Raw genomic sequence first — 24,515 nt, 5'->3', positions numbered from 1 at the left:
CCGGGCCGGTTGGGGGCCCCAAAGCGGGCTTTCAAACGCCCTGTTTTCGGGGTAACTTTGTAGGAAGTCTTATGGAGAATTTTGTCGTTTCGGCCCGGAAGTACCGTCCCGCCACCTTCCGCAGCGTGGTGGGGCAGCAGCACGTCACCACCACGCTGCAAAACGCCATTCAGAGCCAGCACCTGGCCCAGGCGTTCCTGTTTTGCGGGCCCCGCGGCGTGGGCAAAACCACCTGCGCCCGCATCCTGGCCAAAACCATCAACTGCACCAACCTCACGCCCGAAATAGAGGCCTGTGGTGTATGCGCCTCCTGCGTAGCGTTCCAAGAAAACGCCTCGTTTAACGTGCACGAGCTGGACGCCGCCTCCAACAACTCGGTGGAGGATATTCGCTCGCTGGTGGAGCAGGTGCGCTACCCCCCGCAGGCCGGCAGCAAGTACAAAGTCTACATCATCGACGAGGTGCACATGCTGTCCAATCAGGCCTTTAATGCCTTTTTGAAGACGCTGGAAGAACCGCCGTCCTACGCCATTTTCATCCTGGCCACTACCGAGCGCCACAAAATCATCCCCACGATTTTGTCGCGCTGCCAGATCTTCGACTTCAGCCGCATCCGCGTCGACGACATGCGCCAGCACCTGCGCTACGTGGCCACCCAGGAAGGCGTGGCGGCTGAGGACGACGCCCTACACCTGCTGGCCCAGAAGGCTGATGGGGGCCTGCGCGACGCGCTGTCGATGTTCGACCAGATGGTGACTTTTGCGGGCAATAACCTGACTTACAAAGACGTAGTACAGAACCTGCACGTGCTGGACTACGACTATTACTTCCGGCTGGTGGAGGCGCTGCTGCAAGAGAACCTCTCGGCTGCGCTGCTTTTGCTGGATGAAGTGATGCAGCAAGGGTTTGACTTGCACAACTTTGTGGTGGGCACCGCCGAGCACCTGCGCGGCCTGCTGGTCTGCAAAGACGCCGTGACGGTGCAACTGCTGGAGGTGTCGGACGGCATCAAGAAGCAGTACGTGGCGCAGGCACAGGCCGCGCCCCTGGCCTTCGTACTCTCGGCCCTGAACCTGGTGAGCCAGTGCGACCGTGAATTCAAGCAAGCCAAAAACCAGCGCCTGCACGTCGAACTCACGCTCATGAAGCTGGCCTACCTCAACGGGGCCGTGCAATTTGTGCGCGACATAAGCGGCCCCGAAGCCGCTAAAAAAAAAACCAGTAGCGTGACCGAAGGCCCCGGGCTGGCCGCTACCGGGGCCCCGGCGCCCGTCCAAGCCGCCCCAACGCCGCTGCCGGGGGCCCCACCGGCCGCGGCCGCGCCACGCATTGCACCAGTACCCGCCCCCGTGGTAGCGGCCCCCGCGCCGGCTGACGGCCCCGAGCCGCTGCCCGTGGAAAACGGCGTGGACGAGCTACACGACACGCCCAGCATCGAGGCCGAGCCGGATGCGGCCGTTACCGAGCGCCACCAGATGCGCGACACGTTCCCGCATGTGGAAACAGGCGTGCCGAGCATGGAAGGCCTGGAGCCGGAGCCGCGCCCGGCCCCGCCGTCGCTCCTCATCTTAGGGGCCAGCACGGGCAGCAAACTACCCAGCCTTAAGGATTTTAGTGCTCGGCCTGCGGCGGCCAAAGCGGGCCCGGCGCTGGCGGACCCAATGCCCAGCTCGGGGCCCGTAGCGCCCGTCGATGACGCGCTACTGCAACGCGTGTGGCGCGGGATGGCCGAGGAACGCCGCGCCCAGGAGCGCATGAGCGAGTACACGTTGCTCAACCGCGCCGTGGCCGCCGGGCCCGACCACCGCATCGAGTTGACCGTGGACAACCCGGTACAGGAAGACCAGTTTAACGAGATGCGCACCGAGTTTTTGGTGGAGTTGCGCCGCCGCACCGGCCACCCCCGCCTCAACGTAGTGCCGGTGGTAGCGCAGGCGGCCCCCACTGCCCGGAAATTGTACACGGCCACCGATAAATTTGAATACTTAGCCGAGCGGTTTCCCGCTTTGCGCGAGGCCAAGCAGCGGCTGGGACTGGAGGCTGACTTTTAGTGAGTGGGATTGGCAGAAAAGTTGGGTTTGCGGAATAACGTGATTGGCGCTTAGCGCGCAGCTTGGGGCCCCAGACAGCGGGCAAAGTCCTCGGTTTCTCCTATAAAAACCGTTTTTTATTCCCCTATCAGCCAACTACCTTTGTTTTTTCGTCTAGCTATTAACTTCCCGCACGCCCGATTTCGTGAAAAAATCTTCTTTGCTGTTACTTCCGGCCCTGGCAGCCCTGAGCTTTGCAACCGAATGCCAGACCAGTAAGCCAGCGGCTACCGCCACGGTACCGGCCGCCACGGCCCCGCCGGCCGCCGCAAAGGAGAAAACCTATTCCTACGAAACGGCCCCCAACGACCCGCTCAACGCCCGCATCTACCATCTGGATAATGGGCTGACGGTATACCTGTCGGACTACAAGAACGCGCCGCGCATCCAAACCTACGTGGCCGTGCGGGCAGGCTCCAAAAATGACCCGGCGGCCGCCACCGGCCTAGCTCACTACCTTGAGCACATGGTGTTTAAGGGTACGTCGCGGCTCGGCACCAAGGATTGGAGCAAGGAAAAGCCCGAGTTGGACAAGATTGAGGCCCTGTACGAGACCTACCGCGGCCAGCGCAACGACCCCGCGGCCCGCAAGCGCACCTACCACCAGATTGACTCGATTTCAGGCGTGGCGGCCCGCTACGCCGTACCCAACGAGTACGACAAGCTGATGGGCAGCCTCGGCTCGAAGGACTCGAATGCGCACACCTCAAACGAGGAAACGGTGTACCAGGAAGATATCCCGAGCAACCAGTTGGAGAAGTGGGCTGCCGTGCAGAGCGAGCGATTCACCGAAATGGTACCGCGCCTGTTCCATACCGAGCTGGAGGCAGTATACGAGGAGAAAAACCGGGGGCTCGACAGCGACTTTAGCAAGGAGTTTGAAACGCTGAACGCGGCGCTCTACCCCACGCACCCCTACGGCACGCAGACGACTATTGGCACGATTGAGCACCTGCAAAACCCGTCGATTACGGAGATTAAGAAGTACTTCGGCGAATACTACGTGCCGAACAACGTGGCGCTGTGCCTGAGCGGCGACCTGGACTACGACCAAACCATCCGGCTGATTGACAAGTACTTTGGGGCCTGGCAGAAGAAACCCGTGCCGGCGTTCAACTCGCCCGTCGAGCAACCGATTGCGGCTCCCATCACCAAGGCAGTGGTGGGGCCCCAGGCCGAGAACGTGATGGTGGGCTACCGCTTTGCGGGCAAAGCTACCCGCGACGGCCTGAGGCTGCGGATGCTGGACAAGATTCTGACTAACGGCCAGGCCGGCCTGTTCGACCTCGACCTGAACCAGCAGCAAAAGGTGCTGCAAGCCAGCACCTTCACTGAACTGAACGACGATTATTCCACGCATATTCTGTTCGGCACACCCCGCCAGGGGCAGTCGCTGGAGGCGGTGCAGGCCCTGATGCTGGCCGAAGTGGCAAAAGTGAAGCATGGCCAGTTCCCGGACTGGCTGATTCCGGCCGTCATTAACAACGAAAAGCTGCAACGCACTAAGGACTACGAGAGCAACCTGGCCCGCGCCAGCGCCTTTTATGAGTCGTTTATCGAGCGCATCAGCTGGGCCGACTATGTGAAGCAGCAGGAGGATTTCGGCACCATCACGAAGGCCGAAATCGTGAAGTTTGCCAACGACCACTACGGCGCTAACTACGTCACCGTCTTCAAGCGCACCGGCAAAGACCCCAACACGGTGAAGGTGGTGAAGCCTACCATTACGCCGGTGCCGGCCAACCGCGACGCGGCCTCGGCCTACTACACAGAGGTGTCGAAGCTGCCCAGCACGGAGTTGCAGCCAGTGTTTGTGGACTATAAGAAGGACATTCAGCAAGCCGAGGTAAAGCCCGGCTTGCCGCTGTACTACACCAAAAATACCGAAAATGGGTTGTTTAGCCTGTTTTACGTCATTGACCTGGGCACCAACAACGACCCGCGCCTCGATGTAGCCACCGATTACTTGCAGTACCTCGGCACCGGCCAGTACACGGCGGCGCAGTTACAGCAGGAGTTTTACAAGCTGGGCTGCTCGTTCGCCGTCAGCAGCGGGCAAGACCGGGTGTTCATTAGCCTGAGCGGACTGGACAGCAACCTGGAGCCGGCGCTGAAGCTGTTCGAGCAGTTGCTGAATAACCCGCGCCCCGACGCGGGGGCCCTGAAAAACCAGGTGGCCGGCATCCTCAAACAGCGCCAGGACGCCAAGCTCAGCAAGGGAGTGATTCTGAACCAGGCCATGCTGAACTACGTGAAATACGGCCCCCGGAACCCGTTTACCGACGTAGTGAGCGAGAAGGAATTGAAGGCCCTGAAGCCGGAGCAGTTGACGGCCATCCTGAAAAAATTGCCCACTTACCAGCACCGCGTGCTGTACTACGGGCCCCGGCCGGTAGAAGGCACCGTGGCCGTGCTGAAGGCCGAGCACCGCACCCCCGCCAAGCTCACGCCCGACCCGCCGGCCAAGGATTTCGCGGAGCAGCCGCTGAAAGACCGCAGGGTGTACTGGGCCGATTACAATATGGTGCAGGCCGAAATCCTGTTCCTGACCAAGGGCGACCTCTACGACAAGGGCCTGGTGCCCACAATAAGCCTCTACAACGAGTACTTCGGCGGCGGCATGGGCAGCATCGTGTTCCAGGACCTGCGCGAGAGCAAGGCCCTAGCCTACTCGGCCAGCTCGCGCTACGCCAGCGCCGACAAGCTGGGCCGCTCCAACTACATCGTGAGCTATATCGGCACCCAGAGCGACAAGCTGCCCGAAGCCATGGTCGGCATGCAAGGCCTGCTTACCGACATGCCCATGGCCGAAGCCAACCTTCAGATTGCCAAGCAGTCCATCCGCAACAGCATTGCTACCGACCGCATCACCCACGAAGGCATTCTGCTGAGCTACGAGCGGGCCCGCCGCCTGGGCCTCGACTACGACGTGCGCCGCGACGTATACGAGCAGACCGCCAAGATGAATTTCGACGACCTGAAGAAGTTTCAGGCCGCCAAAGTGAAGGGCCAGAACCAAGTGGTGCTGGTCATCGGCTCGAAAGACCGGCTCAACTTCAAGGAACTAGCCAAATACGGCACCGTGCAGCAGCTCACGCTGAAGGAGCTGTTCGGCTACTGATGCTTCCTGGTCCGTGGGGCCCCGGTAGTTGTCAGGCTGCGGGGCCCGGCTGGCGCTTCGCCCGAAGCCGCGCCGCCACGGGCCGCCTTTGATTCCCACCCTGACAACGATTCCTACTAACTGACAACCGCACAACTCTTTTCCACATGGCAGAACAGAAAATCACCATCAAAAATGGCAAGCTGAACGTACCCGACAAGCCTACGATTCCCTACATTGAGGGCGATGGCACGGGCCCGGACATCTGGCGCGCCGCGCAACTTGTATTTGACGCGGCCGTGGGAAAAGCTTACGGCGGCAAAAAGCAGCTGGTGTGGAAGGAAGTACTGGCCGGCGAAAAAGCCTTTAAGCAAACCGGCAATTGGCTGCCCACCGAGACCCTTGACGCCTTCCGCGATTACCTCGTGGGCATCAAGGGGCCCCTGACTACACCCGTGGGCGGCGGCATCCGCTCGCTGAACGTGGCCCTGCGCCAAGAACTGGACCTCTACGCCTGCGTGCGCCCTGTGCGCTACTACGACGGCGTGCCCTCGCCGGTGAAGCACCCGGAGCTGACCAACATGGTCATCTTCCGCGAGAACACCGAGGACATTTACGCTGGCATCGAGTACATGAACGGCACGCCCCAGGCCCAGAAAATGCTGGAATTCCTGGTGGACGAAATGGGCGTGAAGAAGATTCGCTTCCCCGAGTCGTCGTCGTTCGGCATCAAGCCCGTGAGCAAGGAAGGCACCGAGCGCCTCGTGCGCGCCGCCATCAAGTACGCCCTGGAGCATAAGCTGCCGTCGGTGACGATTGTCCACAAGGGCAACATCATGAAGTTCACCGAGGGCGCCTTCAAAACCTGGGGCTACGAGCTGGCCGAGAAGGAGTTTGGCGCCAAGGTATTCACCTGGGCCCAGTATGATAAGATTGTGGCAAAGCAGGGCGTGGCCGTGGCCGACGCCCTGCAAAAGCAGGCCCAGGACCAGGGCAAGCTTATCATCAAGGACAGCATCGCCGATGCCTTCCTGCAACAGATTTTGCTGCGCCCCGCCGAGTACTCGGTAGTAGCCACGCTGAACCTGAACGGCGACTACATCTCCGACGCCCTGGCGGCCATCGTGGGCGGCATTGGCATTGCGCCGGGCGCCAATATCAACTACGTAACCGGCCACGCCATCTTTGAGGCCACCCACGGCACGGCCCCCAAGTACGCCAACCAGGATAAAGTGAACCCCGGCTCAGTCATCCTCTCGGGCGTGATGATGCTGGAGCACCTGGGCTGGAAAGAGGCCGCCGACCTCATTAACAAAGGTCTGGAAGCCGCCATCGAAAGTAAGCGCGTCACCTACGACTTCGAGCGCCAAATGGAAGGTGCCACCCTGCTGAAATGCAGCGAGTTCGGCGCTGAGATTGTGAAGAATATGTAGTAGCTTGGCTGCTACCTAAGCACCAACAGAAACCCCCGCGTCGGCTTTGGCTGGCGCGGGGGTTTCTTTAATCTAATACTACCTAATACTCAATCATATGAATTCTACTTGTTTTGTCGCAATGGCAATTAGTGGCCAAAATTTTGGTGAAACGGATATTACGACTGAGGAACTGAGAAACATTTATGATAATGTTATAAAAGCAGCGTTAGAGAATGCTAAACCTGGACTTGATATTATTAGGGCTGATGAATGTGCCGTTCCTGGTACAATTACATCAGATATATTGGACCATATTATGAATGATGAATTTATGGTAGTCGACATTACTTATCCCAACCCAAATGTCTATTATGAATTAGGGGTTAGGCATTGTTGTAAGCCAGGAACAATTTTGATTCGTAATAGAGAAATAAAACTTAACGCCCCATTCGATATATCACATCAGAGGTATATCGAATATGATTGTACGGCGAAGGGTGTAAGAGAACTCAGTAAAAGCTTTAGAGATTTTTTTTCGTGGTATGAGAAAAATCCTGGTAGGGCAGACAATCAGGTTCTGACTTTTGCTAAATATACTAAGCATAAGTTTCCTGATTTCGCTGATATTGCGGAGAGAAATCAGTCTGAGCCTATGGCTAATTTATTCATGATGATAATGGGAAATCCATCGTTTTTGAAAGCCCTTACTGACAATTCAATGCCAGAGGAAGAAAAGAATATGGCAATTATGCAGTCTTTTACGGATAAGCCTGAAGCAATGAAGTTGATTATGGATTTGATGTTTGACGGTGATGCAAAAAATTTACTAAAAAAATAGCTTCTATTAGCGTGTGTCTGTGGCTCGTAGGCTTCAAGCCTGTGATTTATCGTGCGCCTATAGTAGACAGCAACCGCACCCCCCCTAGCACTTTCGCAGCCCGAAGTATAGTTTAGCAAACGCCACCAAGCTGCCCACCGCCATGACAACCCTCAAAAATCCCTCGTAGCTGAGTTATAGCAAGTGCCACCGGGGCCCCAACAGATAACGCGGGCTTTCAATACCGCGCTTATTTGCTCAGCACCGCAGTACCGCCGCCATCTGGCAGAGGGATGAAGCTTAGACTTTGGCTCTGGCAAAAATCCAGCACGGCCTGGCGGGCCCCTTTGTAGCCGTCGTTGTTGAAATCGTGCACAAAAATGAACCCGCCCGGTACTAGCCGTGGGTAAAAGAACCGCAGTCCTTCCAGGAGCGGGTCGTACAAATCGGCGTCGAGGCTGACGAAGCAAAAGGTATCGTCCACGCCGGCGGCAGTAGCTGGGAAAAACCCTTTTTTCACGACGCATTGTTGCGGAAACGGCATTTGGGCCAGCACGCTTTCTACGCTCGTATCAGCAAAATTCTGGTTGCCAGCTGAGAAACCGGCCGCTACTTCCGTGGCCACGTCCTGATCTGCAAAGCCGGCGAAGGTGTCGAATAAGTAAAGCTGGCGCTGCGGGAAAAGCTGATTCAGGCGCTTGGCGAAGTCGCCTTTGTACACTCCCACTTCGGCCACGTTGCCGAGCACGTTTCTACGCACTATTTCCTGGGCGCACAGCCCCAGCGTGGCGTAGCGCACATAATCAAGGTTGATTGGCAATGGTGCGGGTTCCTGTTTGTAGCTCAGCGATTTGGTGAGGTAAAGGCTTTTAGCCGACAAAACGCTGGCTAGCTGATGGAATAAGAATCGGGCAACGCTCATGGGAACTACGGATATTTTAGGGCCCCGGCGGGCGGCGCGGCAAGTTAGCGCCTGCGCTGCCCGCAGCGGGGGCCCTACACGGCCGAAGCGTTTCCTTACCGCATCGCCAATCGTACCTTTGATGAGTATGCCACAAATCTCCCACCGCGGCCAGGCCATGCCGGTGTCGCCGTTTCGCAAGTTGCTGCCCTTTGCCGATGCTGCCAAGCAGGCCGGCAAAGTCGTTTATCCGCTCAACATCGGCCAGCCCGACGTGCTGACGCCCCCCGAGATGATGGAGGCGGTGCGCAACGCCGACATTAAGGTGCTGAGCTACGGGCTGGGGGCGGGCTCCGATAGCTACCGCCACAAGCTGGCCGCCTACTACCAGCGGGCGGGCATTCCGGCCCAGTTCGAGCACATCATGGTGACGACGGCGGGCAGCGAAGCCATCCTGTTCGCCATGCTCGCCTGCCTCAACCCGGGCGATGAGGTGATTGTAGCCGAACCTTTTTATGGCGCTTACACCGCATTTGCCATCGCGGCTAGCGTGAACATCGTGGCCGTTACGTCACACATCGAGGACGGTTTTGCCCTGCCGCCGCTGGCCGATTTTGAGGCCGTGATTACAGACCGCACCCGCGCCATCCTCATCTGCAACCCCAGCAACCCCACCGGCTATGTGTACCGGCGCGACGAGTTGGAGGCCCTGCTGGGCCTGTGCATCCGCCACGATTTGTATTTGCTGTCGGACGAAGCGTACCGCGAGTATTGCTACGATGGGGCCACTTCGACCAGCGCGCTCAGCCTGGAAGGCAGCGAGCCGTATGCAATAGTGCTCGACACCATCTCGAAGCGCTACAGTGCCTGCGGGGCCCGCGTGGGGGCCTTCGTCACGCGCAACCCGGACGTGTGGCAGGCCGCGTTCCACTTCGGGCAGATGCGCATTTGTCCCCCCACCCTGGAAATGATAGCCGCCGAGGCCGCAACCGACCTGCCCCCCTCCTACTTCGACGGCACCCGCGCCGAGTACCAGGCCCGCCGCGACCTCATGGTCGGCCGCCTGCGGGCCATGCCGGGCGTGACGTGTCCCATGCCAGGCGGGGCATTCTACGTGGTGGCCCGCCTGCCCGTCGACGACGCCGAGAAGTTCGGGCAGTGGCTGCTGGAAGAGTTTACGCTCGATAACCAGACGCTGATGCTGTCGCCTGCCAACGGCTTTTACCACACGCCGGGCCTGGGCATCCAGGAGGTGCGCATCGCCTACGTCATCAACCGCACCGACCTGGCCGCCGCCATGACATGCTTGGAAGTAGCCTTGCGCACGTATCCGGGCCGCACGGTGTATCTTGCGAGAGCAGCGACTGCAGAAGTAGCGTATCTCCCCACTTCGTAACTACCTCACTCATGGTTCCCTCACCTGTTTCGGTTCAAAAAACCGACTCGAATTCTACCCACGACTACTCGGCTCCGCTGCGCGTGTGGCACTGGGGCAGCGCGCTGCTGGTGACTGGGCAACTACTAACTATTTTGTTCCTGAAGGTTATCGTTAATGCGCGCTCGGCCGTGCCGGAGTTTATTCAGGCGGCGAGTAAGGATGGTGCGGCCCCCACCGAGCAGCAAGGCCGGGCGTTTGCCCATATCATCAGCGACCGAATCTGGCAATGGCACATTGCCATCGGCTTGGGGCTGGCGGCGTTTTGGCTGCTGCGCGTGTTGATGGAGCTGCGGGGACCCGCGGAGGTACGCTTTTCGACGCGCCTAATGCTGGTAGCCCGCAAGTATCGCCTCGCCCCGCCCGCCGATAAGGGCGACGCGCGCCACGCGTTATTTGCCAAAACCACTTACGCGCTGTTCTACCTCTTCCTGACCGTCATGGTCATCACCGGCCTTGCCCTCACCTGGGCCGACGACGTGCCGTTCCTGCATAGTATCGAGCACACGGTAGGCGATATACACGGCGTGACCATGTACCTGATTCTTACCTACTTCGTTGTGCATTTGGCTGGTGTGGTGTGGTCGGAAATAACCAAAGATCACGGCCTTATTTCGCGGATGATCAGCGGCGAAGCTAAGCTACCGCGCCGGGGCCCTGCATAGCTCGTTCGGAAGGCAACCGTGTAGCGTGGACTTTGTAGTCCGAGCTACATGCACCACCAAAAAGAGCGGCTCCTGGGAGCCGCTCTTTTTGTATCTGCTCGAAAGCTGGTGCTGCCTATTTGTTCAGCGGCTTGTCCTCGGCTTTTTGCGTTGAGCTTTGGATGGATTGCAGCTGCATGGGGTTAGGCTGGGCCGGGAACGACTGCTGGAACAGCTCGAAGCGCGAGGCCACGGGCTGGCGCGGATAGGCGTTGTTACTCAGGTCGGTATCGGCCGTTTGCAGGTAGGGGTCGAGCACAAAGCTCACCACCGGCTTGCTCGTGGTCACGACCTTAGTCACCTGCTCGTTGTTTTTGCGCCACAGCTCCACCGGAATATTCTGGATTTCCTGGCTGCCATCGGCGTAGGTCAGTTGCAGAATGACTGGCATTACGAGGCCGCCCACATTGCGGAGGCTCAGCTCGTAGAAGTTGGTGTTGTCGCGCAGGCGCTGCTGCTGGTCGGAGGTCAGGTTTTTGGTGTAAGCGGTGTAGCGGCTGCGGTCGGCATCGGTCACGGCCAGCGGGTCGTAGCTGTTGTAGAAGTCCTTCAGGTCGGGCTTCTCGTCCACCACGGTCTGCTTGATGTCCTGGGCGTTGCGCTGCTGCGATACGGTTTGCGGCTGGGCAGCTTGCAGTTTTTGCAGGCGGGCGTTTTCCACGCTCGGGTCCTTGGTGTTCACGTTGTAGTACTTCACCGCGTCAATGCTCAGGTCGCAGCGGTCGGTGCCGTAGAACCAGCCGCGCCAGAACCAGTCAAGGTCCACAGCCGAGGCGTCCTCCATCGTGCGGAAGAAATCGGCGGGCGTGGGGTGCTTGTAGGCCCAGCGCTGGGCGTAGGTTTTGAAGGCGTAGTCGAACAGCTCGCGGCCCATCACCGTTTCGCGCAGTACGTTCAGGGCCGTGGCGGGCTTGCCGTAGGCGTTATTACCAAATTGCAGCACCGATTCCGAGTTGGTCATAATCGGGGTTTGCAGGCTCTTATCGGTGCGCATATAAGCCACAATGTCCTTCGGCTCGCCGCGGCGCGAGGGGTAGTTGCGCTCCCACTCCTGCTCCGTCAGGTACTGCATAAAGGTATTCAGGCCTTCGTCCATCCACGTCCACTGGCGCTCATCGGAGTTCACAATCATCGGGAAGAAGTTGTGGCCCACTTCGTGAATGATCACCGAAATCATGCCGTACTTCCGGTCGGCCGAGTAGGTGCCGTCGGCCTCAGGCCGGCCCCCGTTGAAGCACAGCATCGGGTACTCCATGCCGCCCACCGGGCCGTGCACCGAGATGGCCACCGGGTACTGGTACGGGATGGTAAACTTCGAATACGTCTTGATGGTGTGGGCCACTACTTCCGTAGAGTACTTGCCCCACAGCGGGTTACCCTCCTTGGGGTAGTAGCTCATGCACATCACCGGCTTACCGTTCTGCTGCACGCCCATGGCGTCCCAGATAAACTTACGCGAGCTGCACCAGGCAAAGTCGCGCACGTTTTTGGCGGCGAAGGTCCAGGTTTTGGTGCGGCCGGCCTGGCTGCTTTCGTTCTTCACGGCCTCGGCCTGGCTCACGATGAGCACCGGCTTTTTGGCCCCCACGGCCTGGCGCAGGCGCGCCTGCTGGGTACCAGTGAGCACCTGGGCAGCGTTCTGGAGCGTGCCGGTGGCGCCCACCACGTGGTCGGCCGGGGCGGTAATGCTCACGCGGTAGTCGCCAAAGGGTAGGGCAAACTCGCCGTTGCCCAAAAACTGCTTATTCTGCCAGCCCTGGAAATCTGAGTACACGGCCATGCGCGGGTAAAACTGCGCGATTTCGTAGAGGTAATTTTTGTCCTGCGGAAAGTATTCGTACCCGCTGCGCTCGTTGATTTTCAGCTGGTCGTTGATATTGTAGCGCCAATTAATTTTGAACGACACCGACTGCTTGGGCCCCAGGGCCCGGGGCAAATCCACCCGCATCATGGTATGGTTGATGACGTGAGCCAGCGCCTTGCCGTCGGCCGAGGTCACGGACTCAATCTTGAACCCGCCGTCGAAGTCGCGCTGCACCATATTGTCCACGGCCTGGAATGGCACCCGCGCGTCGAGCGCGGCCACCTGCGTGGCGGTGGTAATGGAGTTTTTATCGAGGATGTTTTGGTCGAGCTGCACCCACAGGTAGGGCAGCGTGTCGGGCGAGAGGTTGGTGTAGGTGATGGTTTCGCGGCCCGTAATGGCCTGCTTGGCATCGTCGAGCGTCACGGCGATGTTGTAGTCGGCGCGCTGCTGCCAGTACTGGGGCCCCGGGGCCCCGCTGGCGGTGCGGTAGCTGTTAGCCGTGGGCAGCAGCGTTTCGAGCTGCGCGAACTTGTCGGTGCCGGAGTTGGTGAGCTGCGCGTGGGCCGCCGGGGCGGCCAGCAGCAGCAGCAGCGCGGCTTTCAGGGAGGAAAAACGGGGCATGGACCGGGGAATAGGTTTCAACAAAATGGATGAAGTAGCCGAGACTGGTAAAGGCGGCAAATTACGCCGCCAAGTTGCAGAGCTCCCTACCGCGCTGCATTTTTTCCTACCTCAAGCGTATTTCTGCTGAAGCAGCAGCAGCGCCGCCACGCCCAGCGCCGCGCCATTCACAGCCAGCACCCAGTCGCGCTGGGCCACGCCGAAGCCGCGCAGCAGCAAGGCCCCCAGCGCCAGGATCACGCTCACAATCAGCACCTGCCCCAGCTCTACGCCCACATTAAAGGCCAGCAGCTCCAGCACCGGCCGGCTCTGCTGGCCCAGCAATTCGCGCAGGTAGTTGGAAAATCCGAGGCCGTGGATGAGGCCAAACGCGGCGGCCAGGGCGTTGGGGGCCGTCCAGAGCAGCGACGCGGGGCCCCGGCGCGGCGTGGCGGGCCCGCCCGCCCGCCCGGCCCGCGCCAGATTGAAGGCGGCCGTGGCCATAATGGTCACCGGAATCAGGGCCTCAATAATGGCCGGTGGAAACGTGACGAGCCGCAGCGTGGCCAGCACCAGCGTGAACGAGTGCCCCACGGTGAAGCTCGTGACCAGCGCTAGCACCCGCCGCCAGTCGGCCAGCACATAGGGCGCGCATAGGGCCAGCAAAAACGTGAGGTGGTCGGTAGCCCGCGGGTTGCAGATATGCAGAAAGCCTAATTGCAGGTAGGTTTGAAAAACGGAGCCCATGCGGCAAAACTACAAATCCAGCTTGCTTAGGGCCCCTGGACGCCGGCCAAGTTGCTGCGGCAAAGTGCAAACCCGCATTCTATTCGAGCAGTAGCCTACTATATTGCGCCCTTATCCTTCGCTCATTTCATATACGAATGCACAAACTTTTACTTATCGCATTATTGGTTGGATTGTTCGGTTTTAGAGGAGCCGCGCAGGGCCTCGAAAACGACCCACAGGGACTTAAGCAGCGCTTACGAAGCCAATATTTGCACAACGACACGGCCCAGGCCATCATCAATTTATATGGTCGCCGCCAGGCCGGCGGGGCCGGGTGGATGGTGGCCGGGGCCCTGTCGGCGGTGCGCATCGCCACGGCCAGCAACACGACGAGCAGCAACTACAGCGGCTACGCAGTGCAGAACGAGGGGCCCAACGTGGGCGCGGTATTCCTGGTCGCGTCCCCCATCCTGGGCTACGGCTTATCCAAAATGCTGCGTTTCGGCAACGGCCGCTTGGAGCGCACCCTTACGGCCTACGCGGCCGGCCAGCCGCTGCCGCGTTCGTTGCGGCGCAAGCTCAAGCCCCGGTTCTTCAACCAGCCCATTATCAACTACAAAGCCGTACCGGTGAAGGCCGCCAGCTAACTCCGCCATGCGTTTTCCTTTCCATTTGCTATTGGCGCTGCTGTTGCTCAGCGGGCCGGCGGCCTTTGCCCAGTCCGGCCCGCCCAGCGCATTGGCCCAAGGGCCCACCCCAACCGCTGCGCCCGCCGACTCGGGGGCCGTGTTAGTGCTCAACAACTGGTACTTGCCGCGCTACCAAGCCACGGCCACCAGCGGCGCCGACACCACGGGGGCCCTGCTGTCGCTGTTTCGCAAGCGGCGGGCGGCGGGCTACCTGTTCCTGGTGCCCTACGTGGTGGGAGCCTCGCTTGCGCTACCCATTTCCAGCACCGATGCCTACGGGCAACAGCACGTGGCCAGCGAAGCCATTTCGCCGCCCCTGGGCATCGCCATCCTGGCGGCCACGGTGGCGGGCTTCGTGGCCCACGCTAACAAGTTCAACAAGCACCATTTGCTGGCCGTGGATCGGGCCTACTACGCCCGCCAGCCCGTGCCCGCCAAATACCGCCACCTACTTAAACCCCAGCACTTTGCCGACGCCGCTTACCTCCGCGAAGCGCTGAGCCAGCAAATGGCGCGCGAGAAAATGATGGCCCGGCAAGGAAAAATGCCGTAGCCCGTAGCTAGCCGGGTAAGGCTGGCTCGGCTTTCCCTGCACCGTGCGCCAGCGTTGCGCAGGGTTGGGAACCTAGCTACAAATCATGTATGATTCATAAATTTTATTTATATTATATATGATTTACCGCTCCTTCACCAAGCCTGCCGGCGGTGGGGGCCCGGAGCAGCTCGTGGGAGATATGGCAAGCCCCGAACTACATTTTTCCACCCTTCACCCCCGCCCCCAATGGAAACTGCCCTTGAGCAAATCCGCGACCAACAAAAGCAAACGTGGGACAGGTTTTCCCCCGGCTGGAAAAAATGGGACAGCTGGACAATGAATTTTCTTCGGCCCATAGGGGACGAGATTGTTAACGCCCTCCACATCACGGCCGGCGACCAAGTGCTGGACGTGGCCACCGGCACCGGCGAACCCGGCCTGACCATCGCCCGCCTGGCCAACCACGGCCGGGTAATTGGCCTCGACTTATCGGAGGGCATGCTGGCCGTGGCCCGGGAAAATGCTAATCAGCAGGGCATTGCTAACTACGAAGCGGTGGCGGGCGACGTATGCGAAGCGCCCTTCGATAACCACCGCTTCGATGCCGTCAGCTGCCGGATGGGTTTCATGTTTTTCCCGGATATGCTGCTGGCGGCGCAGGAAATGCACCGGGTACTGAAGCCCGGCGGCCGGCTGGCCACCTGCGTGTGGGCCGCCCCGGCCCAGAACCCCTGGATAACCACCATGATGGGCGCCATTACCGCGCATATGGCCCTACCGGCCCCGGCGCCCGGGGCCCCCGGCATGTTCCGCTGCGCGCAGCCCGGCATGCTGGATGGGATATTGCAAGCAGCTGGCTTTCAAAACGTCCACCAAAAAGAGATGGTGAGCACCGTTAGTTTTGCCACGCCGAATGAATACTGGCAAAATATGATGGAAGTGGCCGCGCCCGTAGTGGCCGCTATGGACCAAGCAGACGAAGCCACGCGGGTAGCCATCAAGAAATCAGTGTTTGAAGCGCTGGAGCAGAAAAGGATAGACGGGGAAATTCGCCTGCAATTTACCTCACTGGTACTTTCGGCGGAGAAAGGGTAACGATGCGCAGCCAGCGCCATTTCAGCGCAAGCGGAGCAATGCAACACCGCTGCCACCGGCTATTTTGACATACTGCCAAGCAGTGAAAACGGCGCTAATTTGATTGCAATAGGGCCCCAGAGCGCCGGCGGTATCAACTAGCCCGCCAACCCCAGGGCCCCTAATAGCCGCATCGATTACGCAACTGGACGGCTGGGCGCGGCGGCTAGTACCGGCCGGGCCAGCAGCGCGCGGGCGGCGTCCTGGCCACTAACAAGCGCAGCCTCCACCGTACCAGCAAACGGGCCGCTGTAGGCGCCTTCGCCAGCGAAAAACAGCGTGTCAGCCACGGGCGTAGCCAAGGCCGCTTGCGCCGCCCTAGCGCCCACCGTAGCGTACGAATACGCACCGTAAGTGTGCGGCTCGCGGCCCCAGTTCCGCACGTAGCTGGCGCAGAGCTGCCCTTGCAGAGCCTCGAGCGACACCGCCAGCAAGGGGGCCAGCGACGCCAAAGCGAGTTGCAGCACCGCCTCATCAGGAGCCCCCGCGAGCCGCTGCGCGGCGGGGCCAGCCAGCCAGCCGGTTAGCTGGGGCGTAGTAGCGGGCAGCTGGCTCCACCAAGTAGGCACGGCCGCATCGGAGAGCAGAAACTCCATCTCCGGCAGCCGCTCGTGCCAGAAAAGTGTGCGGAATTCCAGCACGATTTTGATAACCGAGCCAAAACCCAGCTGGGCCGCGGCGGCCCGGTGCGCGGCCACTTCTGGCACGAAGCCCAGGTAGCCAGCCTGCTGAGGGCCCTGCTGCCACACCCCCAACGGCACCGTGCACAGCACCTGCCGGGCGCGATAAGTAGCGCCGGCGGCCGTTACGGCCTCAACTTGCCCGGGCTGCCACCGGATTTCCCGCACCGGCGCCGCCAGGTGCAGCAGGACCCCCGCCGCCTGCGCCTGCGCCGCCAGCCAGTGCAACAGCGGCCCGTAGCCCCCCGCCGGCCGCAGCGAGCCCTGGGCCCCACCCGCCACCCACTCGTCGCGCATGGCCCAGGCGCTCACGCGCTGCGCATCGGCCGCGTCGTAGCCTTCGGCAAACTGGGTGGCAAAGGCGCGCAGCGCCGCGTGCTGGGGCCCCGGAAACTCGCGGGTCAGGAAATCAGCCAGCGGTATATCTTGGGTCAGCGCCTGGAGTTTTTCCAGCAGCGGAGGCAGCGGTGCGAAGTAATTGGCCTGGGCTTGCAACTGGCCATCCTGCACTAGGTACGATTCGCCATCGGCTTCCTCCCAAGCCATGCCCGCTTCCGCCAGCAGGGCCCTGGTGAGGGGCACTTCCCCGTGCATGAACTCCGCCCCGGCCTCAATGGGCTGGGTGAAGCCCGGGGGCCCCAGCGTGTGCACGCGCCCGCCAATCCGGTCCTGCGCCTCCACGATGCACACGCGCCGGCCAGCCCGGGCCAGCTCCCGCGCCGCCAATAGCCCCGCAGCCCCCGCCCCGATAATCAGCACGTCGGTAGAATAATTATTGCTGTTGGCAGCCATGGTAATGCGCAAGAAAAAGCCCCGCTAGCAAGCACTAGCAGGACTTTTTGTTTGAATCAATGCTTAATAGGCCCAGTCAATATTGTCAGGATAGGCTTGCGCCCCAGCCGCCACCCCAGCGGCGGCAGTAGCGAGGGTGTCTTCAGTTTCTGCTCACGGCAGCCCCCGCGTCCCGCCGCCGTGGCTGCCGCGGCCAAGGTAGCTTAGTGTTTCGGAAGCTGGCGCGAGTTTAGCGCAGCGTAACTCGTGCCAGCACACCTGGTGAGGATGTGCCTCGTAACAGAACGACTGGTCCTAAAACGACCCGTCCGAGCGGCTGACCATTGCCGCGTTGCGGCACTGGAGGCACAACCTCCACCTCATGGCTGGTCACGAGTTACGGCTGCGCCTAAACTCGCGCCAGATTGGGGATCGAGCCAGATTGGGCGGACTATTTTACTGATTCCTTATAAATCGAGGCCAGTTGCTTGTATACTCCAAACAATTCCTCTGTCCCCACCTCAAAAATAAAATCAATTATATCATTTCTGTTTCTATTCCAAGCACGAATTGCATCCCATTTTCCTGCTTTATTTATAGGCAATATGTTACCATGTGCAAAAGAGTTTCTTATTTTCTTAATCAAATTTTCAAAACCACGATTTTGAGAATCGTTACAAAGAATACTATTCTCTATTATATGCACTTGACTAGTAATGATTTTATTTTCAGTAAATTCAGAGGGATTGAACTTATAAAAAAGCGGTACATCAGCAAAAAATCTTTCAAATTTATCCTTTTCTAATTCTGTCCTACCTAGCTTAAACTCGATGCCAGACTCAATAAGACACAGAAGCGAAAAGACACAACTAACTAGAGTAGTAACCTCTACATCTTGTTCCTTCAAATTATTCCAATTTGTATCAAGCATCTTAACAGACCGCTCTACAAACAATTTTCCAAAACCTTGCATCTCGCTCATCTCAGTCTGCTTTTAAAATCCTGAACTACTTTTTTTACTTGACTGGTTCATTACATAGGCTTTGTCCAGCACATAAACCTCAGAGTACATTTCACCATTCTCGGTTGGGCCATAATACGCACGTAAATCGATGGAACAGTCGCTACCATACCAAGTATATGTCCAACATTCTAAATTTTTACCCGGTACGGGTTTATGCTCAGTATGCTGCGGCTCTCCGAACATCTCCTTAAATCCATGTTCATAATACTCCAAATACCCTTCCAACCACTTGTACGGCCTAGTCGGTGTCGAAATATATATCGCCACTAATTTATTGCTTACATCACTAAATCCTAAAAGTATTTTTTCTGCTTGTGAATCAAATACCTGCTGGCAACATGGACCATTGTAACGGTACATTTTCATAGTACCAACCGTTTTGTCAAAGACAAGATTGGCAGTCCATTTTGATTTTGGGTCACCTAATTTAAAATCTTTAAAACCGCGCTTAGCATCGACCACTCTATTGACCTGTGCATAAGCAGTCGTTGAAAGTAAAATGCTTGAAAAGAGGATTGCAAAAATCATTTTCATACTGTGGTTTCGTTAACGTTTTAAATAAGAGAAGCCCCTTCAACACCATGCTGACGGGGCTTCTCACAAACATATACAACCAACGCCTACACCGCCGGCATCTCCACGTTCTCGAACTTTACTGCGCCATCTTCCAGCACGGCTTCTACCACGGCGTCCTTGCTCACTTTGCCGGAGAGAATCTCCTTGCTCAGCTCGTTGAGGATGACGCGCTGGAGCACGCGCTTGAGCGGCCGGGCCCCAAACTGCGGGTCGAAGCCTTGCTCGCCGAGGTAGTCGAGCACCTCGCTGGTGGCTTCGAGGCTGATGCCGGCTTCTTGCAGGCGCTGCTGAATCTGGCGGAACTGGATGTCCACGATGCGGCGGATTTCCTTGCGCTTGAGGGGCTGGAACATCACGATTTCGTCGATGCGGTTCAGGAACTCGGGGCGCATATGCTCCTTGAGGCGGTCCATCACCTCGTCGCGGGTGCGGTCCACCACTTCCTCGTGGTTGTACTCGTTCAGCTCCTTGAAATTGCGCTGAATGATGTCGGCCCCCGTGTTCGAGGTCATGATGATGATGGTGTTCTTGAAGTTCGCCACCCGGCCTTTGTTGTCGGTGAGGCGGCCATCGTCGAGCACTTGCAGCAGGATGTTGAACACATCGGGGTGGGCCTTTTCGATTTCATCGAGCAGCACCACCGAGTAGGGCTTGCGACGCACGGCCTCCGTGAGCTGGCCGCCTTCGTCGTAGCCCACGTAGCCGGGAGGGGCCCCGATGAGGCGCGAGGTTGCGTGGCGCTCCTGGTACTCGCTCATGTCAATGCGCACCAGGGCGTTTTCGTCGTTGAATAGGTACTCGGCCAGGGCCTTGGCCAGCTCGGTTTTGCCCACGCCGGTGGTGCCCAGGAAGATGAACGAGCCTATCGGCCGCTTGGGGTCTTGCAGGCCGGCGCGCGAGCGGCGCACGGCGTCCGAAATGGCCGCGATGGCCTCGGTCTGGCCCGCCACGCGCTTGCCCAGCTCGGTTTCGAGGTTGAGCAGCTTGTCGCGGTCGGCTTGCAGCATTTTGCTTACCGGGATACCGGTCCACTTGGCCACTACTTCGGCAATGTCCTCGCTGGTCACCACTTCTTGCAGCATCGCGCCGCCGTCTTTGGTAGCGCTGGCTTCGTCCTGCAAGGTTTTCAGGCGCTGCTCGGCCTCTTGGATTTTGCCGTAGCGCAGCTCGGCCACGCGGCCGTAGTCGCCCTGGCGCTCGGCTTGCTCGGCTTCGGTTTTAAAGCGCTCGATGTTTTCCTTCTCGGTCTGGATGCCAGTGAGAACGGCTTTCTCGCCTTCCCACTTGGCCTTCAATGAGTCACGCTGCTCGTTCAGCTCCGATAAGTCTTTGCTCAGCACGGCCTCGCGGTCGTGGTTTTCTTCGCGGCGCATGGCCTCGCGCTCAATTTCGAGCTGCATAATACGGCGCTGCACCTCGTCCAGTTCCTCGGGCATGGAGTTCATCTCAATGCGTAGCTTGGCGGCGGCCTCGTCCATCAGGTCGATGGCTTTGTCGGGTAGGAAGCGGTCGGTGATGTAGCGGCTGCTCAGCTCCACGGCCGCAATCACGGCGTCGTCGGTGATGCGCACGCCGTGGTGCAACTCGTACTTTTCCTTGATGCCGCGCAGGATGCTGATGGCATCGGGCTGGCTCGGCTCGTCCACCATCACGGCCTGGAAGCGGCGCTCCAGGGCCTTGTCCTTCTCGATGTACTTCTGGTATTCCTTGAGCGTGGTGGCGCCGATGGCGTGCAGCTCGCCGCGGGCCAGGGCGGGCTTCAGCAGGTTGGCCGCATCCATGGCGCCCTCGCCGCCCCCGCCGGCCCCAATCAGGGTGTGTATTTCGTCGATAAAAAGCAAAATCTGCCCCTCCGAGTCGGTCACTTCCTTGATGACGGACTTGAGGCGCTCCTCGAATTCGCCCTTGAACTTGGCCCCGGCCACGAGCAGGCCCAGGTCGAGACTCATCAAGGTTTTATCTTTCAGGTTTTCGGGCACGTCGCCGGCCACGATGCGCTGGGCCAGGCCCTCGGCAATGGCGGTTTTGCCCACGCCAGGCTCGCCGAGCAGCACGGGGTTGTTTTTGGTGCGGCGCGACAGAATCTGGAGCACGCGGCGGATTTCATCGTCGCGCCCGATTACGGGGTCCATCTTGCCCTGGCGCACCCGCTCGTTCAGGTTGACGGCGTAGCGGTTCAGGCTCTGGTATTGCTCTTCGGCAGTTTGGCTCGTGACCTTGCGGCCCCCGCGCAACTCCTGGATAGCGGCTTTCAGGTCTTTCTCGCTGAAGCCGTTGTCTTTGAGCAGGGTAGCAGCGCTGTCCTTGCCGCCGAGGATACCCAGCAGCAGGTGCTCGACGGAGACGAACTCGTCGCCCATCTCCTTCATCTGGGTGTTGGCGCGCTGCACGGCGTTGGCCGTGTCGTTGGCGAGGTAGGGCGAGCCGCCGCTCACTTTGGGGTAGGCGGCCACAATGGCGTCGAGGCGCTGGCCGAGGTTGGCCATGTTGGCGCCCAGCTTCTTACCCAGAAACGCCAGGGTGTTCTCGTCGTTCTGGAGCAGGGCCTTCAGCAAATGACCCGTTTCGATGGCCTGCTGCTGGTTGGCCCCAGCAATTTCGGTGGCCTTCTGCACGGCCTCCTGCGCCTTAATGGTAAAGTTTTTAAAGTCCATGAGTGCTAGGTTCTAGTAGGTGCTTCGGGTTAGGAAGTTGTACGAGAAGGATAGCAAATGGGGTGCGAGAGGCAGAAAGCGGACTTTTTGGCGGTTTGAATTTGGGCAAAAAATATTAGAACCAGACAAAGCGGCGTTTCGCTTGTATTAACGATGCTCAACTTGCTCTTTTGTTGCCTTTTTGTATTTGTTTAAATATGATTCAATGACCCCTATACGTTCAGCTTCGAGTTCAGCCACAAAGGCTTCCATGAACTCAAAATCTATTTTTTGACCCTTGGTAGGCAATTGAATTTTTTGGGATTTTATTCTTTCCCAAGAGGCTTTGTTAGTCCACTCGTAGTTACCATAAATTGTTTTGGAGATAGCAGCGGTCAGAAAAAGGTATTGATTATTGGATAGTTCTTCATTGTTATAATTCCATTCTATAACATAAGCATCCTGCAAAACTGTAAACTCTTTGCTCTGGAAAAAAGTGGCTCCTGTATTTGCACCATTTGCAGAAATTGATATAACATTTTTTAAAATAGTTGCACCATGGCTCGGCACGAAATTATTTAAACCCTGATTTTGGATACCAGCGGTCAAGGCAGCCAGAGCGAAATCTTCTGTCGCTTCGCTAGGCAGTTCCGAAGCTTTATACTTCAAGGATTTTATTTTAGCCTTTTTGAATAAATCATCCAGTTTAAACTCTACCCAATTATTTTCTTGCAGTTTATTATTTAATTTCGCCAGTACCTCTGCTTCTGTGTTCGTTTGTTTAATAATACCAGAAATATCCCACAACATATGGTCACTTAGTGTTTTCTGAAAATCCCGAAGTATTGTCTTGGTATCAGTTGGTGCGCTTTGATTCCAATCCACACCGCTAGTTGGGTCAATCTTACCTTCATAATATTCTTTGTTCGTGAAAATATCAAGCTTGCTTCGCCCGAAACGGACTAAGTTTACAATCTCATCATACCGTTGCTTCGCCCGGTCTGAATCTTTCAAATTGTTACTGGCTTTCTTACGGCTGGTTCTGGTGTAACCATCATTGGAGAAATTGATAAACTTCACCATTTCATCCCGATGATGTTTTTCATTTACCTTAAAAACATAAATATTGGTTTGCACACTGGACTTACCAATAAAAATGTCTACTGGCATTTTTATACTTGCCAAAAGTGTATTTTTCTCCAAAATCCTTTTATTATAAGCTACTGCTTTTCCCGACCCCGCAGAATTTTGAATGATAATGGCTGCATAGCCTTTATTCATCATACCCAATGCCTTCTCAACGAAATTCATTCCGTTGCCTTGAGCGGAGTATGGGGGATTCAGCACCAAAGCGTCAGCCGGAAATAGCGTATTTGTTTTACCAAAACTATACTTTCCGTCAAAATCCTTGATTGAGTCTATATTTAGGATATTTGAACTCCCGTCGCCCATCAAAATCATGTTTAGTATCGCCAGCATATAAATGCTCGATAAAAGCTCTAAACCTAATAACTGTTCAGCTTTTATGCTTAGTTCTTTCTGGGTGAGTTCATCCCGTGAGCTAATAGTATTCTTAGCATCTACAAGCATTTCGTTCATTGCCGCAACTAAGAGACCAGCCGAACCCGTAGCAAAATCCCATACGTAAGAGTCTTTGTTGACCCTAGCCAATTTAACCAGAAGATTGGCTACATGAGAAGGTGTCAGAACCACATCATTCAGCTTGTCTTGGGTAAAGCCAAGCCAGCCGTACATCTCGTTGAAAAGCTTACCAGTAAAATCAGTTGTTAAACCAATTTTATAGTAAATTCCTAAATCATCGACGATTTTAGAAAAGACCCTTTTTAGTTGCGTTTCACCATCTACTATTTTATTGATGTTCTCCGTAGTGAGCGTGTTTTGTAGTGTTCTTACGATAAGGTCTTGTTTTTCTTTAGGAAGTGCTTTCTCGTCCAAAAAAGATTTAATTTTCCTCACAATTATGTCCCCGTCTCTGTTGCCGCTTTCGCTGGAAGATTTAAGGTCTGTCTTTTCGAGGGGAGCTACTTTGCCAGGAACACCCAGCGTAGCAATTATGGAAGCTGCAACCAGATAAACACGGTCGCTTTCGGCCAGGCCGCTTTCACTTTCATATATGTCATTATTTAGCTTTAATAGACTTGAATCAATCTCTTTTTCCCGTTGTTCCTTTAAATTTTCAATCTCCTCCGGGGAAAGGTGCAAGTCGCCTATTTTCCCAACAAACCAATCGAAATTCTTGGGTGCTAGAAAGGAAAAATCCGTAAATTCTCCCACGTATTGACCAGCGCCAAAGTTGGTTTTGGAAACATAATATACGCCAATGTCGAATTTTAATTCACCTGTTTCACTTTTGTAGCCAGTCATACCGATTGCAATTATATCAGTGTAACTAGTGTGGTGAAGCAAACCATTTGCGTAATGTATCGCGCCGTTTACAGCAAAACCGTTTATATTGTTAAAATGAGGTTCATTTTTAGCGGTTTTATTTTCTACCCTCCCATCACTATCGAGCTTTACTAGCTTTTCCTTGTAACCCTTGTATTCGATGAGAATAGGGTAAAAACTCAGGTCCTTGTCCTGTAACAAGAGTTTTGTATCGGGACGATTAGACCCAGATCCGCCGTTTTTGGTGAAGTAATCCGAGAGTGCTTTATCTATTTCAAAATTTAGCGACTCCTGCTCCAGCTTATACTTTAATTTATGAAGCTTCAGCCACCCATTGCCGAGTTCGGTAATATTTGGTTCTACGGATTGGACTTTTTTGACGGTTTTCATCTTGGCTCTGTATTTAGTTATCCGAGGTAAAGTTACCCGAAAGCCCACGTTTCGCTCAGCGGCACCCGCCGGGCGCGGG

Annotated in this window: 17 protein-coding genes; 9 read left to right on the top strand and 8 right to left on the bottom strand. The window is 57.1% G+C overall.

Annotation, left to right across the window (positions count from 1 at the left end; translation table 11 throughout):
• The first annotated feature begins 71 nt into the window (after positions 1 to 71).
• The 4 genes from DDQ68_RS19305 (at position 72) to DDQ68_RS23110 (ending at position 7,443) form a co-directional block, all read left to right on the top strand.
• Entirely contained in the window at positions 72 to 2,051 is a 1,980-nt protein-coding gene (locus DDQ68_RS19305; protein ID WP_109657762.1) for a DNA polymerase III subunit gamma/tau, read from the top strand.
• A gap of 184 nt (positions 2,052 to 2,235) precedes the next feature.
• Positions 2,236 to 5,211, top strand: a complete 2,976-nt coding sequence (locus DDQ68_RS19300; RefSeq protein WP_245897116.1) for a M16 family metallopeptidase — start codon at positions 2,236 to 2,238, stop codon at positions 5,209 to 5,211.
• Between the two features lie 146 nt (positions 5,212 to 5,357).
• Positions 5,358 to 6,623, top strand: a complete 1,266-nt coding sequence (icd, locus tag DDQ68_RS19295; protein WP_109657760.1) for an NADP-dependent isocitrate dehydrogenase — start codon at positions 5,358 to 5,360, stop codon at positions 6,621 to 6,623.
• A 97-nt stretch (positions 6,624 to 6,720) separates the two neighbouring features.
• On the top strand, positions 6,721 to 7,443 hold the full coding sequence (locus DDQ68_RS23110) for a hypothetical protein (RefSeq protein ID WP_162550259.1): 723 nt from the start codon (positions 6,721 to 6,723) through the stop codon (positions 7,441 to 7,443).
• A gap of 229 nt (positions 7,444 to 7,672) precedes the next feature.
• Here the strand turns inward: DDQ68_RS23110 and DDQ68_RS19290 are convergent, their stop codons facing one another.
• Complete coding sequence (locus DDQ68_RS19290) at positions 7,673 to 8,344, bottom strand: TylF/MycF/NovP-related O-methyltransferase (protein WP_109657759.1); 672 nt, start codon at positions 8,342 to 8,344, stop codon at positions 7,673 to 7,675.
• Between the two features lie 127 nt (positions 8,345 to 8,471).
• On the opposite strand from DDQ68_RS19290, the gene DDQ68_RS19285 reads away from it, so the two are divergent.
• Together DDQ68_RS19285 and DDQ68_RS19280 are read left to right on the top strand one after the other, a co-directional pair.
• Positions 8,472 to 9,719: a pyridoxal phosphate-dependent aminotransferase gene (locus DDQ68_RS19285; RefSeq protein ID WP_109657758.1), complete on the top strand. Its 1,248-nt coding sequence runs from the start codon at positions 8,472 to 8,474 to the stop codon at positions 9,717 to 9,719.
• 11 nt (positions 9,720 to 9,730) lie between these two features.
• Positions 9,731 to 10,423, top strand: a complete 693-nt coding sequence (locus DDQ68_RS19280) for a cytochrome b/b6 domain-containing protein (RefSeq protein ID WP_162550258.1) — start codon at positions 9,731 to 9,733, stop codon at positions 10,421 to 10,423.
• A 115-nt stretch (positions 10,424 to 10,538) separates the two neighbouring features.
• Here the strand turns inward: DDQ68_RS19280 and DDQ68_RS19275 are convergent, their stop codons facing one another.
• Positions 10,539 to 12,890: a M1 family metallopeptidase gene (locus DDQ68_RS19275; protein ID WP_109657756.1), complete on the bottom strand. Its 2,352-nt coding sequence runs from the start codon at positions 12,888 to 12,890 to the stop codon at positions 10,539 to 10,541.
• 111 nt (positions 12,891 to 13,001) lie between these two features.
• A complete protein-coding gene (locus tag DDQ68_RS19270; RefSeq protein ID WP_109657755.1) occupies positions 13,002 to 13,616 on the bottom strand; it encodes a HupE/UreJ family protein in 615 nt (204 codons plus the stop codon).
• A gap of 251 nt (positions 13,617 to 13,867) precedes the next feature.
• Between DDQ68_RS19270 and DDQ68_RS19265 the strand changes: the two genes are divergently transcribed.
• The 3 genes from DDQ68_RS19265 to DDQ68_RS19255 all read left to right on the top strand — a co-directional run bounded on the left by DDQ68_RS19265 (position 13,868) and on the right by DDQ68_RS19255 (position 15,917).
• Entirely contained in the window at positions 13,868 to 14,245 is a 378-nt protein-coding gene (locus DDQ68_RS19265; protein WP_109657754.1) for a hypothetical protein, read from the top strand.
• Positions 14,246 to 14,252: 7 nt separating this feature from the next.
• On the top strand, positions 14,253 to 14,840 hold the full coding sequence (locus DDQ68_RS19260) for a hypothetical protein (RefSeq protein WP_162550257.1): 588 nt from the start codon (positions 14,253 to 14,255) through the stop codon (positions 14,838 to 14,840).
• A 228-nt stretch (positions 14,841 to 15,068) separates the two neighbouring features.
• Complete coding sequence (locus DDQ68_RS19255; RefSeq protein ID WP_109657752.1) at positions 15,069 to 15,917, top strand: class I SAM-dependent methyltransferase; 849 nt, start codon at positions 15,069 to 15,071, stop codon at positions 15,915 to 15,917.
• A gap of 176 nt (positions 15,918 to 16,093) precedes the next feature.
• On the opposite strand, the gene DDQ68_RS19250 is transcribed toward DDQ68_RS19255, so the two are convergent.
• The 5 genes from DDQ68_RS19250 to DDQ68_RS19235 form a co-directional block, all read right to left on the bottom strand.
• Positions 16,094 to 17,428: a flavin monoamine oxidase family protein gene (locus DDQ68_RS19250; RefSeq protein ID WP_109658523.1), complete on the bottom strand. Its 1,335-nt coding sequence runs from the start codon at positions 17,426 to 17,428 to the stop codon at positions 16,094 to 16,096.
• Positions 17,429 to 17,858: 430 nt separating this feature from the next.
• The gene (locus tag DDQ68_RS23105) at positions 17,859 to 18,389 is read right to left on the bottom strand and encodes a HEPN family nuclease (RefSeq protein ID WP_162550256.1); all 531 of its coding nucleotides are present in this window, start codon (positions 18,387 to 18,389) and stop codon (positions 17,859 to 17,861) included.
• A 12-nt stretch (positions 18,390 to 18,401) separates the two neighbouring features.
• Positions 18,402 to 18,965, bottom strand: coding sequence for a hypothetical protein (locus tag DDQ68_RS23100; RefSeq protein ID WP_162550255.1), 564 nt, complete (start codon positions 18,963 to 18,965; stop codon positions 18,402 to 18,404).
• An 86-nt stretch (positions 18,966 to 19,051) separates the two neighbouring features.
• Positions 19,052 to 21,661 (bottom strand): ATP-dependent chaperone ClpB, encoded by a 2,610-nt coding sequence (gene clpB, locus DDQ68_RS19240; protein WP_109657750.1) that lies wholly within the window; start codon positions 21,659 to 21,661, stop codon positions 19,052 to 19,054.
• A gap of 147 nt (positions 21,662 to 21,808) precedes the next feature.
• On the bottom strand, positions 21,809 to 24,436 hold the full coding sequence (locus DDQ68_RS19235; protein WP_109657749.1) for an N-6 DNA methylase: 2,628 nt from the start codon (positions 24,434 to 24,436) through the stop codon (positions 21,809 to 21,811).
• Positions 24,437 to 24,515: the final 79 nt, after the last annotated feature.

The organism is Hymenobacter nivis, assembly GCF_003149515.1.
Classification (GTDB): Bacteria; Bacteroidota; Bacteroidia; order Cytophagales; family Hymenobacteraceae; genus Hymenobacter; species Hymenobacter nivis.
This window is presented reverse-complemented; position numbering and strand designations above follow the sequence as displayed.

Excerpts from the sequence above, each read along its gene's own strand:
- DDQ68_RS23105 (WP_162550256.1), bottom strand. The coding sequence starts at position 18,389 with ATGAGCGAGATGCAAGGTTTTGGAAAATTGTTTGTAGAGCGGTCTGTT.
- DDQ68_RS19270 (WP_109657755.1), bottom strand. The coding sequence starts at position 13,616 with ATGGGCTCCGTTTTTCAAACCTACCTGCAATTAGGCTTTCTGCATATC.
- DDQ68_RS19250 (WP_109658523.1), bottom strand. The coding sequence starts at position 17,428 with ATGGCTGCCAACAGCAATAATTATTCTACCGACGTGCTGATTATCGGG.
- DDQ68_RS19235 (WP_109657749.1), bottom strand. The coding sequence starts at position 24,436 with ATGAAAACCGTCAAAAAAGTCCAATCCGTAGAACCAAATATTACCGAA.
- DDQ68_RS19290 (WP_109657759.1), bottom strand. The coding sequence starts at position 8,344 with ATGAGCGTTGCCCGATTCTTATTCCATCAGCTAGCCAGCGTTTTGTCG.
- DDQ68_RS19260 (WP_162550257.1), top strand. The coding sequence starts at position 14,253 with ATGCGTTTTCCTTTCCATTTGCTATTGGCGCTGCTGTTGCTCAGCGGG.
- clpB (WP_109657750.1), bottom strand. The coding sequence starts at position 21,661 with ATGGACTTTAAAAACTTTACCATTAAGGCGCAGGAGGCCGTGCAGAAG.
- icd (WP_109657760.1), top strand. The coding sequence starts at position 5,358 with ATGGCAGAACAGAAAATCACCATCAAAAATGGCAAGCTGAACGTACCC.
- DDQ68_RS23100 (WP_162550255.1), bottom strand. The coding sequence starts at position 18,965 with ATGAAAATGATTTTTGCAATCCTCTTTTCAAGCATTTTACTTTCAACG.
- DDQ68_RS19275 (WP_109657756.1), bottom strand. The coding sequence starts at position 12,890 with ATGCCCCGTTTTTCCTCCCTGAAAGCCGCGCTGCTGCTGCTGCTGGCC.
- DDQ68_RS23110 (WP_162550259.1), top strand. The coding sequence starts at position 6,721 with ATGAATTCTACTTGTTTTGTCGCAATGGCAATTAGTGGCCAAAATTTT.
- DDQ68_RS19255 (WP_109657752.1), top strand. The coding sequence starts at position 15,069 with ATGGAAACTGCCCTTGAGCAAATCCGCGACCAACAAAAGCAAACGTGG.
- DDQ68_RS19280 (WP_162550258.1), top strand. The coding sequence starts at position 9,731 with ATGGTTCCCTCACCTGTTTCGGTTCAAAAAACCGACTCGAATTCTACC.
- DDQ68_RS19305 (WP_109657762.1), top strand. The coding sequence starts at position 72 with ATGGAGAATTTTGTCGTTTCGGCCCGGAAGTACCGTCCCGCCACCTTC.
- DDQ68_RS19285 (WP_109657758.1), top strand. The coding sequence starts at position 8,472 with ATGCCACAAATCTCCCACCGCGGCCAGGCCATGCCGGTGTCGCCGTTT.